Below are 14,303 nucleotides of genomic sequence, written 5' to 3' on the forward strand. Positions count from 1 at the left end.
CACAGAGAACCACAGAGAGGAATTATCATATCTCTGTGGTTCTCCGTGCCTTTCTCCGTTATCTCTGTGGTAAAACAATCCTCTCATTCTCAAATCTGCAAATTCAGATCTTCCCTTCATCCGCATAACTGTAATAATGCCCGTCGCAAACGATCAAATGATCCAGTACGCGGATATCCATTTCGCGGGAAGCGGTTACAATCTTACGTGTAAGGTTATCATCGGCTCCACTGGGCTGTCGATTACCCGATGGATGATTGTGGCAGAGTATTATAGCGGGTGAAAGAGCGAGTAATGCTGATTTCAGAATCAGTTTGACATCTACCGAAGTGGCTGCCACACCGCCCTGACTGATCTTGACCTTATTAATGACACGATTAGCCTGATTCAACAGTAATACCCAGAATTCCTCATGCGGGATATCACATAACATCGGATGGAATATGTCATAAACAGACTGGCTGCCGGTTATCTGATCGCGTTGGATTACTTCAGACAACTTCCGTCGCTTCCCCAACTCCATCGCGGCCATGATCGTAATCGCTTTGGCTTCTCCTATACCTTTAAATTGCGTGAGATTATCGAGCGTGTATTTTCCCAAATGGTTGAGGTTGTTATCCGCATCGGCCAGAATCTTCCGGCAAAGGGCAACGGCCGTTTCATTTTGATTTCCGGATCCTATCAGGATGGCCAGTAACTCGGCATCAGTCAGTGCACCGATTCCTTTTTGCATCATCTTTTCGCGGGGACGGTCTTCGAGCGCCCACTCTTTAATCGAAAGCTTTTCCATAATCATTGTCCGGTTAATGGTTAAAGACGGATGGAAATATCTGGTTAACAAAAATAGGGAAATGTTTTAATATCCGGTCGTCGTAATGAGGAAAATGGAGAAAAGAGTGTGTGCATTCTTTCCCAAAATGTGGTAAAAGCCCTGTTTGTCAGAATTTCCACCATAAATGTCAATATTTGGATGAATATAAAAGGAAAAAGTGATTGTTTTGCATTATATATTCAGTATTAAACCGATTAACCACAAAACTAAACACGATGAAACGACACCGTTTACTTGTGATTCTGTTCGCATGGATGAGTATTCTTGTTGCAGCCCATGCCGAAGAAAAATATGATTTCGTTGTTGCTCAGGATGGAAGCGGCGACTTTACCACCATTCAGGCAGCCATCAATGCTGTGCCTGATATGCGCACTAACCGCACCCGTATCCACATCAAACCGGGTACTTACAAGGAAAAACTCACCTTGCCGGCCAATAAAACCAATGTCTCCTTTATTGGGGATTGTGCATTGACCACCAAAATCACTTACGACGACTATGCTTCGAAGAAAAACCGTTTTGGTGAAAACATCGGGACTTCCGGTTCGTCATCGTTCTTTGTCTATGGCGACGGATTCAGTGCGGAGAACATCACATTCGAGAACTCTTCCGGTCCGGTCGGACAGGCTGTAGCAGTTCGCATTGATGGCGATAAGGTGACTTTCCGCAACTGCCGCTTCCTCGGTTTTCAGGATACCCTTTACCCGCACGGAGAGAAGAGCCGTCAGTATTACAAAAACTGCTACATAGAGGGAACAGTCGATTTCATCTTCGGCTTTTCCTCCTGTTTCTTTGAAGAGTGCAGTATCATCTGTAAAACCTCCGGTTACGTCACTGCCGCTTCCACACCACAGGGATATGCTTATGGATTCGTTTTCCAGAATTGCTCCATCGAAGGCGATGCGCCCGATGGCTCCTTCTGTCTGGGCAGACCGTGGCGACCTTATGCGCAGGTACTCTTCCGCGAATGTTTCATCGGTAAAGTGATTAATCCGAAGGGCTGGGATAACTGGGGGAAAGTGGAAAATGAACAGACTACCTTCTTCGCCGAGTACAAAAATACCGGAGAAGGAGCCAATTTAAAGAATCGTGTATCCTGGTCAAAACAATTAACCTACAAAGAGGCGGAGAAATTTACTAAAGCGAACATGTTTGGTGACTGGAATCCCGAAAATCAGTAATTATATGCACACGGATGACGCGGATTTGAAGGATGATCACGGAAAAGGATAATCTGTGAAAATCCGTGTTGCATAGCATCCGTGTCATCCGTGTGCCAAATAAAAAATACCCCCAAAATGAAGAGAATAACATTATTCCTCAGTCTGCTATTAACCCTCTTATTTACAGCCAAAGCAGAACAAAAATACGATTTCGTAGTCGCACAGGACGGTAGTGGTAATTTTACCAAAGTGCAGGACGCTATTGATGCCGCCAAAGCCTTTCCCGACAAGCCAATCACCATTTTCATCAAAAACGGTACCTATAAAGAGAAAGTGAGAGTGGCCGATTGCAACAATCACCTCTCCCTGATTGGAGAAAGCGCCGAAAAAACCATCATTACTTACGATGATCATTTCGATAAAATCAAACGCGGTCGCAACAGCACCTTCTATACCTTCACGCTGATGGTGGAGGCTGATGATTTTCATGCCGAGAACCTGACTATTGAGAATTCTTCCGGTCCGGTTGGACAAGCCGTTGCCCTGCACGTTGAAGGAGACCGTTGCGTCTTCCGCAATTGCCGCATCCTCGGTAATCAGGATACACTTTATGCGGCGGGACAATACAGCCGCCAGTATTATGCGGACTGCTACATCGAGGGGACTACCGATTTTATCTTCGGTGCAGCTACTGCATTGTTTGACCGTTGTACGCTCTGCAATAAATCGGACTCTTATGTGACGGCTGCCAGCACCACGCAAGGCAAACCGTTCGGATTTGTTTTCCGTGACTGTAAAATCATCGCCAAAGAGGGCGTGAAGAAAGCTTTTCTGGGACGTCCCTGGCGCGATTATGCCAAAGTGGTCTATATCCGTTGCGAACTCGGCTCCCACATCGCTCCGGCAGGTTGGGTTAACTGGGACAAAACAAACCGCGATAAGACCGCTTACTTTGCCGAATTTGAAAGCAAAGGTCCCGGTACAAATGCAGCACAACGTTTGCCCTGGACTCACCAGCTCTCAAAAAAAGAGGCATCAAAATATACAATGGAGAATATACTGGCCCCCATTTTACCAGTGGAACCGAAGGTAGGGGAGTGGACGAAGTAATAACCTGCTGAATGCATGCAACGCACACCGGGCAGCGGCTTCATGCCGCTTGCTGGATTTGATTAAGCAAGTAAAAGAGGAAACCGATTCATTTGCCAGGTTGGGGCGTGAATCGGTTTTTTGTTTCCTTTTGAAGAAAGAACGTATTTCTTAAAATAACTAAGCGAATTAAACCCAACCTCCTTTCTCCAATCAAAATGGTCTGTTACAAAATCCATTTTATGTATAAGAAAGTATTAGCCTTGTTGTTCATCGTTCAGGTTGCGGTGGCACAGGAAGCACCCCACAGGGGGAAAGATAAAAATCCGGTGTTGCACCAGGTGTCAAACAAAGACATTGTGCAGAGTATTTATCCCGATGCTGCAAAGGTGGATAAGGTAAACGACTTCTGGTTTAAAATTGTGGATGCCAAAGACAAGACATTGGGATTTGCGATGACCAGCAGCTCTTTTTGTCAGGATATAAAGGGGTATAATGATGTAACGCCTGTCATGGTAATCACCGATAAGAAATGGATGATTAAGAAAACAGCCATTCTTTCCAATTGGGAAACTCCACGATTTGTAACAAAGCTTGAGAATCTGGGATTTTTCAATCTGTGGGTGGGCAAGAAACTGAAAGAGGCTTCAAAAGTACAGGTGGATGCACATACCGGCGCTACTTTTACCGCGACCGCCGTGGCGAAGAATGTCGATTTCCTGTTGAAAAATGCCGTTAAGGTGTTGCCGAAGTAAAACTACATACAGTCATCCCACTTCAAATTACGGGATGACTGTATCGTCTTTTAAGCTAGCTTATCATTTTGTAAACAGAGTCTTACTCTGGCATCTTCTCCCCGATAGCCCGCAGCAGTTCCTCATGAATCGTTCCATTGGATGCCACAATGTTGTTTCCGTCCAGATAATGCGCACTGCCGTGGAAATCGGTCACAGTACCTCCCGCTTCCGTAATAATTAGTACACCCGCCATAAAATCCCATTTCCCGATATACATCTCGAGCCAACCGTCAAAGCGTCCTGCCGCGACATAGCAGAGTGCCGTAGCCGCCGAACCGTTCATCCGGATCGCACCGGCGTAACCGTAAAAGTGGCTGATCAGATGAAGGGCGGTCGCGCTGTATTTATTAAAGTCGTAGGGGAGCTCAATGCAAATCATGGCATGGTCGATTTGGTTCGTTTTGGCCACAGAGATGGGTTTACCATCGAGATAGGCGCCCCCCTCTTTCCAGGCATAGAAGCATTCGTCCCGGCAAACCTCATAGACCACACCGATCATCACCTCATCTCTTCTGCGCAGAGCAATTGATACGCAATAAGGTGCATTGTCATGGATATAGTTGGTCGTACCGTCTAGCGGGTCAATGACCCAGCAATACTCTTCATCGTTGTAGGTGACGGTCTCCTCTTCGGTTACAAATCCTGCTTCAGGCACTAAATCCTTCAGCGCTGCTACGATGAGCTTTTCCGAACTCTTATCCACATAGGAGACATAATCGTGACTGTTCTTTTGCTCTACGCTGTCAAACGAAAAGTCTAATCTTTCCTTTTTCTGATATTCTCCGGCCTGTCTCGCTATCTTGCAGACTTCCAGGGTTATTTCTTTTAAATTGGTCATTGTGTATTTCTTGAGTTTATTTGCTTTGTTTTCTTTGAATTTCTAGTTTGTAAAACGTTTAATCAAAGATAGCTCTTCTGTCGTTTATATCCAATTGAGAGACTATTAGCATCACTCCTTTCGACATTGTATCACAGAAAATCCGTTTTTGAATTGCGAATGCAAAGATAATTATCTCAGTTGTTGATAAAGTATGAAGATCTTTGTCGGAGGTGAGGCTTGCGGTCTATGCCATCTTTATTTTATCCCTCCAATCTTAAATCTCGTCAGAATAAAATTTCACAGTACAGAGGAATATTCGTTCTTGCAGTGTTTTCTATGTATCATACCATTTTACACAATTACACATGAAGAACTCACTCCTTTTGATTTTGCTGTCCATCCTGACTTTATCCGGAGAGCAGGCTTTCTCAGCCAATAAACCAAATCCCTCATCACCCCCCGACCGCAAATGGTGGAAAGAGGCAGTCGTTTACCAGGTTTATCCCCGCAGTTTTAAAGACAGTAACGGGGACGGAGTTGGCGATTTACGGGGAATCGTAGAAAAGCTGGATTATATCAAAAGCCTGGGGATTGATGTCGTTTGGTTGAATCCGGTTTTTGCCTCACCGAATGCCGATAACGGTTACGACATCAGCAACTACCGGGATATTATGCGTGAGTTCGGAACAATGGCTGATTTCGATCAGTTGCTACGGGGGATGCATGAGCGGGGAATCAAACTTGTACTGGATCTGGTGGTCAATCACAGCAGTGACGAACACGAGTGGTTTAAGCAAAGCCGGAGTTCGCGTACCAATCCGTACCGGGATTATTATCACTGGTGGCCGGCAGAGAAAGGCAAACCTGCATTTCGTCCCGGTGCCTTTGAGGTAGATGGTAGCGGATGGCGTTACGATTCATTGACCAATGCTTATTACCTGCACTATTTCAGCTATAAACAGCCAGATCTGAACTGGGAAAATCCCAAACTGAGGAAAGAGATTTTCGATATGATGAAATTCTGGTTTGACAAAGGTGTGGATGGTTTCCGCATGGACGTTATTCCTTTTATAGCGAAGGATACTGCCTTTCCGGTTATTACACAAAAAGAGTTGCAGGAAAAATACAACGGCGACTGGAGCCAATATATGGGTTCCGGCCCCGGGCTTCACGATTACCTGAAAGAGATGAACCGGGAGGTGTTGAGTAAATACAATTGCATGACGGTAGCCGAGGGTGCCGGTGTTACGGTCAAAACGGCTCATGACTTTGTGGATGAAGAGCGCAATGAGCTGAATATGCTCTATCATTTCGAAGGGGTTAGCCTGGGGTATTTACCGGACAAATTCAAAGTGATGGATCCCAACGGATATAAGCTGACGGAATTCAAAAAGATCTACTCCAAATGGGACAGCGTATTTTCCCACAAAGGGTGGGGGACTATTTATCTGGGAAATCATGATCAACCACGTATGGTTACCCGTTGGGGGAATGATTCGCCCCAATACCGGGAGTTATCTTCCAAAATGCTGACCACCTTCCTGATGACGATGCGTGCCACTCCTTATTATTACTTCGGGGATGAACTGGGAATGAATAATATCAAATTTGATCAGATTGAGGATTACCGCGATATCGAATCCATCAGTATGTACCAACAGATTAAGAATAACGGGGGCGATCTGAAAGAGTTTCTTGATGCTCAGAAAATATCGGCACGGGACAATAGCCGTACTCCTTTCCAATGGGATGCTTCTCAGAATGCCGGTTTCACATCGGGTACTCCCTGGATTAAGGTAAATACGAATTATCATACGGTGAATGTTGCGGCAGAGGAAAAGGATGCAAATTCGGTTTTGAATTATTTCAGGAAAATGGTCCGGCTGAGGAAGGATAATCCGGTACTGGTCTATGGTGCTTACAAACTATTAATCCCTGAGAATCCTCAGATATATGCTTACACTCGTACGCTGGATAATGAACAGTTTCTGATCCTTTTGAATTTCTCTGCTAAAAAAGCAGATTTTGCTTTGGGCAAAAAACTGAATCCGGCTTCTGTGTTGATCAATAATTACCCAAACATCGAAACAAATGGCAAACAGGTAAAACTGGCGCCTTATCAGGCGGTGGTTGTGCGGATGAAATAAATCATATTATAGTAACATATAAAGTCAAAACAGAGAGAACCCTGATTTCTCTGTACTGCACCCCAAAAGTTTAACAGAGCTTTTGGGGTGTTTTTTATTGGTGATAACTCTGGTATGTAACATTATTGATGCTTCCTGAAACATCTGTTATAGGCAAAAACAAGGATTTTATTATTCTAATCGAGAAATGCACCTGTCATTTCGGTTACTGTTCTTTAAGTTTATAATATCGTGTTTTTGCAATGAATCCCTTGATTTAAAGCTGATTGTTGTTTTTTATTCACGGATGTAACCCTATTACACGCATATGAAACATCTGTTATATATCGAAAAAGACATTGCATATACTTTTGTTTCATCGAATTCCCCCGATTTATTAATCAAATAACTATTCAAGGTGAAACGAGTATTGATTCTTATTGGCTATGTTCATTGAGGCATTCCCTTCCAAGGGTTTAATCATTAATGCATATAAGGAAGTTTGTTATTCCAGACTCATCTAATCCAGGATCCTTTCGTGGAGTTGAAATCTGGAAGCAATGAGTCTTAAATACGATCAGATTTGTTATTAATGATGAGATTCCCTTCTTTCAATACTCCCATATTCCCTTTCTGTTCATTTGACTGTTAAATCATAGGGGTTGTAACATAATTACATGCTTGTGAAACATCTGTTATCTATCAAAATTCAGTTCAATAGTAGCTTTGTTCTGTAGAAACGATAACAGGATAATACCAAGAAGAAAAACATAAACTGAAAAGTACAACCTAATACCATTACAATTATGAAAACGATTGATAAACTCATAGCCAGATTGCAAAAATCCCAATCACTGACTGAAAGGATCGCAATCAGAATTCAAATCATCGAATTGAACCGTAACTCGGAGAATTCAAATATAAAGAGTTATTCCATCAAGCCCATTACTGACTTTCTGGAGCGGGTACAAAAAGATTATACTAACCAACAGGAGCTATGCTCTATAATTTGATGCGAAATGAGAAATGCTTACTTAATTCTATTCTATCTCTATTAAAATGAATGTTACCATGAAATTGAAATCAAAGAATCAAAAATGAAAGCAACTAAAATTGAGAGTCTAAATTTTAAATCTACAAAATCATGAATGTCAAAAACAAATTTCAACGCAGTGTATTGCGAAAGTTGAGTTTGTTAGCCCTTTTTTGCAGCTTTAGTGTTGCGATAATGGCACAAACAAAAACGGTTACCGGTGTAGTAACTTCGTCTGAAGACGGTGAAAAGCTAATCGGTGTAACGGTAATGGTAAAGGGAACTACCAATGGTTCAATTACCAATGTTGACGGAAAGTATTCTATTTCGGTCAAGGACAAGGATGCAACTTTGGTTTTTTCAATGGTAGGAATGAAACCTACGGAAGTAAAAATTGCAGGTAAGTCAATTATAAATGTATTGCTTGCACCGGATACTAAGTTGCTTGAACAAGTAGTTGTAACCGGTTATACCTCACAGAAGAAAGCTGATTTGACCGGTGCTGTTTCGGTTGTAAAAGTTGATGAAGTAAAAGATGCACCATTTGCCAATGCGGCTCAGGCTTTACAAGGTCGTGTAGCCGGTGTTCAAATCAATACCGATGGAGCACCTGGTGGAGGAAACACATCAATTCGTATTCGGGGTATGGGTACTGTAAACAATACTAATCCATTGTATATTATTGACGGAGTCCCAACTACTGAGAATCTGAATTCTATAAACTCAAATGATATTGAGTCCATCCAGGTTTTGAAAGATGCATCATCAGCATCTATCTATGGAGCACGTGCAGCCAATGGTGTAATCATTGTTACTACAAAATCAGGCAAAGGAAAGAAAATTTCAGTAGAACTTGATATAAATGCCGGTGTGCAAACCGTTGCTAAACAATTTGATGTACTCAATTCCACTCAGTGGGGTCAGGTGTTCTGGCAGGCAAATAAAAATGACGGAACAGCACCAAGCAATTTATTTTATGGCAATGGTGCCTCTCCGGTACCGGTTGCATTTTTAGATGCCAATAAAAAAGTGCCTTTCAGTAATACAAACTGGCAAAATGAAGTATATCGTCCGGCGATGTTCAATAAATATTCGGCTGTCATCTCAAACGGTTCGGATAAAGGTAATATGATGTTTTCTCTGAACTATACTGATCAAAAAGGATTACTGGATTACACATTCTTCAAAAGATATTCAGCCCGTCTTAACTCAAACTACATCCTTTCTAAAAATGTGAAAGTGGGAGAAAACCTGATGGTTGCCAATTGGAAAGACCTGGGGGCTTCTACTCAGGATGACCGCGGTATTCCTTATACTGCAATGCGTGCCAATCCAGCAATACCTGTGAGGGATATTGATGGCAATTTTACCAGCTCGATGCAATTAGCAAGCTCTGATATCGGTAACCCGGTAAAAGCACTTTATAACAGTCGTGATAATCAAAATGACAGTTGGAGAATTATTGGAAATGCTTATTTAGAAGTGCAGCCGGTGAAAAACCTGACACTTAAATCAAATCTGGGTGTTGAGCATATTCAGTATTTGAATAATACACTTTCCCGTAAAATGGAATCTTCGGATGTGAATAGCCTTTCAGTTGCTTATGGACAAGGAGATACTTACACCTGGACAAATACTGCAAATTATAGTCTCAAATCTGGCAAACATGATTTGAATGTATTAGCAGGAACAGAAGCAATCTCGTATATGTACTCAAACCTGAGCGCTTTTCGTCGCAACTTTACGTTTGAAGACGCTAATTATATGGTGTTAGATGCCGGAAGTAGTGATAAAAACAATGGTGGAAGTAAGGCTGAATGGGCATTATTCTCATTGTTTGGAAAAGCTGATTACAATTTTGCCAATAAATATTTATTGTCTGGAACATTACGCCGTGATGCCAGCTCTCGATTGAATAAATCCAATAACTCAGGTATTTTTCCTGCATTTTCAGGGGCCTGGCGTATGACAGAGGAGTCATTCTTTCCCAAAATGGATGGCTTGAGTTACCTGAAACTTCGTGCCGGTTGGGGACAAACCGGAAACTCTGAAATCGGTAATTATGCAACTTACAGTTCTTATGGATACGACACAGGCAATGCTGCATACGATTTGAATGGAACTGGGACAAATAGTGTAGCCGGTATCAAAATTCTGACTTCAGGCAATCCGAACCTGAAATGGGAGACAACCACCCAAACCAACGTCGGACTTGATGCAGCATTCTTGAATAATGCTCTGACAATCAGCTTCGATTATTACACTAAGAATACAAAGGATATGCTTACCATACCACCAGTATTGTCTGTAATGGGTGAAAATGCAGCTATGTGGATGAATACCGGTGATATGAAAAACCGTGGTTTTGAGTTCGTGGCTGAATATAACAGTAAGAAATACGGTGATTTTTCGTGGAATGGGACTTTCAATGTATCAAAATACAAAAACGAATTGGTGCGATTGAATTCATTAGTAACCCAAACCGGAGGTGATAAGAGAAATATTGTTGGAAAACCTCTTGGTGTCTTCTATGGCTATGTTGCTGATGGTATTTTCAAAACTCAGGATGAAGTATTGAATCATGCCACCCAACAAGGTAAAGGTGTCGGTCGTATGATTTACAGAGATTTAGATCATAATGGAGTGATTGATGCAAATGATCAAACAGTTATTGGTGATCCTAATCCAGATCTTTCTCTGGGATTGAATCTGAACTTCATGTACAAAAACTTTACATTAAGCTGCTTCTTTAATAGCGATTTGGGATTCGATATTTATAACACTACCAAACGTCAGTTGGAATTTATGACTTATGGTGATAAATACACCAATAGAGGTACAGCTATTCTCAACGCATGGACACCACAAAATGCTAATGCCTCAATTCCGGCACTCACTATGTTGGATAATAATAATGAAACCAGAATGTCTAGTTATTTCATAGAGGATGGATCTTATTTGAAAATGAGAAATCTTAGGTTGGCTTATGATTTGAAATCGAAAGCAATGGTTAGTAAACTAGGATTGGCATCAGTTCAGTTATATGGTCAAGTGGATAATGTATTTACTATTTCAAATTATTCAGGACTTGAGCCATCTTTGCCTAGCTCTGGAATTGATTCAGCACCTTATCCGATACCCCGCACATTCATTGTAGGAGTTAATCTGAAGTTCTAATTCTAACTAACGAGTCTTTTGAAGAATATTTAATATAATCAGCGATATTGGAAGGTGTATCCTTTTGATTTATTGCGAATTAAATTTATTACAAATGAAAACAATTCATAAATTCATCTATCCTTTGTTTGTCGGGGCGATGTTATTCTCATCGTGTTCTGATATGTTGGACAAAGAACCTTATGGTCAATTCTCCACTGCTCAAATGGATGCCAATAGTATTGAAGGGTTAATGTCATCGGCGTATGCCGGATTAGAAGGGCATTTTTTCGGCAATAACGAATCATTTTCCGGTCCGGTTTCAAACTGGGTATTCGATGTTCGTTCCGATGATGCTTATAAAGGTGGAGGTGGCGTTACAATGGAGGCTTATCTTACTCAGCTGGAATTATCTAATATAACCAATGATAATCCAGTTGGCCTGAATAAGTGGAGAAATAATTTCTATGGAATAGCGCGTGTTAACCAGACGATTAGAACCATTAACTCTATCAATCCTGAAAATAAGGCGGAGCTTTTAGGGGAACTCAGACTGATACGTGGCCACTTCTATTTTGACTTGATTCGTATTTTCGATCGTATTCCTTACATAGATGAGAATACAAATGCGATCAATGCACGATATGATGAACTTACCAGAGAGCAGATTTACGATAAGATCTATGATGATCTGAAATTCGGGTATGACAATATTGCCGAAACGCAAACTCAGGCAGGTCGCCTGAATAAGTATGCTGCTGCCGCTTACCTGTGTAAGTTGTCCATAGAGCGCAAGAAGTATGCTGAAGCAATAACATGGGCAGATGTGGTTATAGGTTCCAATAAATATGCTTTGTACGATAATTACTTAGATATGTCGAAGCTTGCGTATAACAATAAGAAAGAGTCTGTTTTTGCTATTCAGTTTTCTACAGACAATAATGCGGCACATATCAACTGGGGTAATTTGTTGAATACGACCTATTCCGACGGGAATTTGTTTGGCAATGGCGATGATTTCTTTATTGGTAGCCAGAACCTGAGAAACGCATTCCGCACAGATGCAAATGGCCTTCCATATTTGGATAATTTCAACTCCGTGGATGTAAATGCAAGTTACACAGGAAATGTAGATCCAAGACTTGATTTTACAATGGAACGAATCGGATTTCCATTCAGAGGTAATATTGTAAATGAAAAATGGTGTCGTGACCTGGAAACCTATGGTGCAGGTTCTTGTAAAAAAGGCCTGATTGATCCTACTTCTTCTGATATGGTAAAAGGATTTCCATGGGGGGCAAATGCATTAAACTATAATTTGATCCGTTATGCTGAAGTTTTGCTTTGGAAAGCTGAAGCTTTAATTGAAAGTGGAGGAAATCTTGAAACAGCTCGCGGGTTAATCAATCAGGTTCGTGAAAAAGCAAAACGAAGCATTGATAAATTCTACACTCCACGGGATATAGATGTGACAAAAGCAAACTACAAAGTTGAGGATTATCCAGCTGCTGGCTGGGATCAGGCCTATGCCCGCAAAGCTTTGCGAATGGAACGCCGATTGGAATTGGCTATGGAAGGACACCGTTGGTTTGATCTTGTACGTTGGGGGGTAGCTCCAGAAGTGATGAATACTTATATCTCACAGGAAAAGTCCAAACGTCCATATTTAAGTACTGGTAATTTTACATCAGATGAGATTTATCTGCCTGTTCCAAAAGATGAGGTTGAAAATTCAGGAGGTTTATATCAGTAAATATATCTAACTAACCGGAAAACGTACACCGATTTAGTTGTCGTTTTCCGGTTAGATGAAAATCTAAAAAACTATATACGATGAAAAAGCTTAATTTTCTATTCGTCTTTTTTCTCCTCGCTCTATTCGCCTGTGAGAAAGTTCAATATGAAGAAAAAGCAATGCCTGTGGCATTGCCTGTAGATGTACAGACTGTCAATCAGAATAATAATATCAAAGTGACCTGGACTGCGCCAGCAGAGGCGGGCGATTATAGTGTCGTGTTGAACTACGATGGTCAGGAATACACAGTCCTGAATAATCCAACGGAGTACACCTTTGTAAATCCGAAAGTAAATATTGAACATGCAATTACTGTAAAGATTAAAACGGTAGATGGTCGCGTGTCTGAAGGAGTTACAACTCATATCACTATTCAGGGACCAAATCCTGTAACTAATTTCTCAGGGATGCGGGATGGCAATGATATTGTTTTAAGTTGGACGTTGCCTCAAATAAATACAGCTACAAGCTTAGAGCTCACCTATAATGATGTCGTAGTACCTTTAGCTTCTACAGCGACAACTTATCGGGTTTTAAACACTGCCGGGGATAAGAAATTCACCTTTGGCCTCAGAACTAAAACTGCGGCAGCAGCTTCACATTATGAATATGCAACAGTAAACAGTTTGAAGTTCGCATTTGTAACTACTTATAATGATATTGCCTCTTTAAGATCTCAGGGCGATGACGATGAAGTTGCGGCTGCAAATTGGTTCTTGAATAATTATTCAACTGGAGAAGTTGTTTCTTTGAATAGTATAAAAGACGGATCCGTAAATCTGAATGATTATAGTGTTGTATGGATTGCCATTGACAGAGTAGGTACAGGAACTGTTCCTCAGGATTTTGAAAATAGTACTGTTTTGTCGAAAATCATGAACTATTATGTGACTGGCGGTAATTTATTACTCACTACACATGCGACACAGTACATCAGTGATCTGGGACGTTGTAGTAGGAAACCGGGTATTATCGGTGCCGGAGGCGGTGGTATAGGAACGGACACCTGGACTATTAATGCAAACATTGGTGGTATCTATAATCATAACAGTGATCCTCTTTTTGCTGGCATGACTTCATCAGCAGATTTCTTCCCGAATTCAGGACCAACTTTCCCATTAATAGGTCCGGGCCAACGTGAGGACCATAACTCGATGTGGGATTTGAACTCTTATGGATATAGTATTCCTGCTGCCGGACCAAACGTAGTTAAAGCATTTGAAACAGAAAACAATGCAACTGTAATGGCTACCTGGGGACATGTTACTGACTTCTGTTGCGCAGGTATAGTATATTTCCATCCTACGGTTTCATATAAAGGGAAATGTATCTGTATAGGTGTTGCTGCATACGAATGGAATCAGAATACCAACGTAAATCTATATCAGTCGAATATCGAAAAGCTGACTAAAAATGCGATTGATATTCTAAAGTAACCTGATTATTTCTTGTTTTCGGAAACAACTCTCAAATAAAAAGAGAGTTGTTTCCT

9 protein-coding genes are annotated in these 14,303 nt (G+C 41.4%); 7 read left to right on the forward strand and 2 right to left on the reverse strand.

What is annotated here, in order from left to right:
• Positions 1 to 103: 103 nt before the first annotated feature.
• Positions 104 to 796 (reverse strand): RadC family protein, encoded by a 693-nt coding sequence (radC, locus tag MLE17_RS08030; protein ID WP_243348417.1) that lies wholly within the window; start codon positions 794 to 796, stop codon positions 104 to 106.
• Between the two features lie 251 nt (positions 797 to 1,047).
• Here radC and MLE17_RS08035 point away from each other — a divergent pair, with 251 nt between their 5' ends.
• The 3 genes from MLE17_RS08035 (at position 1,048) to MLE17_RS08045 (ending at position 3,839) form a co-directional block, all read left to right on the forward strand.
• The gene (locus MLE17_RS08035; protein WP_243348238.1) at positions 1,048 to 2,013 is read left to right on the forward strand and encodes a pectinesterase family protein; all 966 of its coding nucleotides are present in this window, start codon (positions 1,048 to 1,050) and stop codon (positions 2,011 to 2,013) included.
• 117 nt (positions 2,014 to 2,130) lie between these two features.
• Complete coding sequence (locus tag MLE17_RS08040) at positions 2,131 to 3,105, forward strand: pectinesterase family protein (protein ID WP_243348239.1); 975 nt, start codon at positions 2,131 to 2,133, stop codon at positions 3,103 to 3,105.
• A gap of 221 nt (positions 3,106 to 3,326) precedes the next feature.
• A complete protein-coding gene (locus MLE17_RS08045) occupies positions 3,327 to 3,839 on the forward strand; it encodes an FMN-binding protein (RefSeq protein WP_243348240.1) in 513 nt (170 codons plus the stop codon).
• Positions 3,840 to 3,921: 82 nt separating this feature from the next.
• On the opposite strand, the gene MLE17_RS08050 is transcribed toward MLE17_RS08045, so the two are convergent.
• Positions 3,922 to 4,719 carry an inositol monophosphatase family protein gene (locus MLE17_RS08050; protein WP_243348241.1) on the reverse strand — a complete coding sequence of 266 codons (798 nt, stop codon included), beginning with the start codon at positions 4,717 to 4,719 and terminating at the stop codon, positions 3,922 to 3,924.
• A 347-nt stretch (positions 4,720 to 5,066) separates the two neighbouring features.
• On the opposite strand from MLE17_RS08050, the gene MLE17_RS08055 reads away from it, so the two are divergent.
• The 4 genes from MLE17_RS08055 to MLE17_RS08070 all read left to right on the forward strand — a co-directional run bounded on the left by MLE17_RS08055 (position 5,067) and on the right by MLE17_RS08070 (position 14,247).
• Positions 5,067 to 6,848, forward strand: a complete 1,782-nt coding sequence (locus MLE17_RS08055) for a glycoside hydrolase family 13 protein (protein WP_243348242.1) — start codon at positions 5,067 to 5,069, stop codon at positions 6,846 to 6,848.
• A 1,207-nt stretch (positions 6,849 to 8,055) separates the two neighbouring features.
• Positions 8,056 to 11,037 (forward strand): SusC/RagA family TonB-linked outer membrane protein, encoded by a 2,982-nt coding sequence (locus tag MLE17_RS08060; protein ID WP_243348243.1) that lies wholly within the window; start codon positions 8,056 to 8,058, stop codon positions 11,035 to 11,037.
• A gap of 94 nt (positions 11,038 to 11,131) precedes the next feature.
• The gene (locus MLE17_RS08065) at positions 11,132 to 12,769 is read left to right on the forward strand and encodes a RagB/SusD family nutrient uptake outer membrane protein (protein ID WP_243348244.1); all 1,638 of its coding nucleotides are present in this window, start codon (positions 11,132 to 11,134) and stop codon (positions 12,767 to 12,769) included.
• An 80-nt stretch (positions 12,770 to 12,849) separates the two neighbouring features.
• A complete protein-coding gene (locus MLE17_RS08070) occupies positions 12,850 to 14,247 on the forward strand; it encodes a DUF4960 domain-containing protein (RefSeq protein ID WP_243348245.1) in 1,398 nt (465 codons plus the stop codon).
• The last annotated feature ends 56 nt before the right edge of the window (positions 14,248 to 14,303 follow it).

The organism is Parabacteroides sp. FAFU027, from assembly GCF_022808675.1.
Classification (GTDB): domain Bacteria; phylum Bacteroidota; class Bacteroidia; order Bacteroidales; family UBA7332; genus CAXXIC01.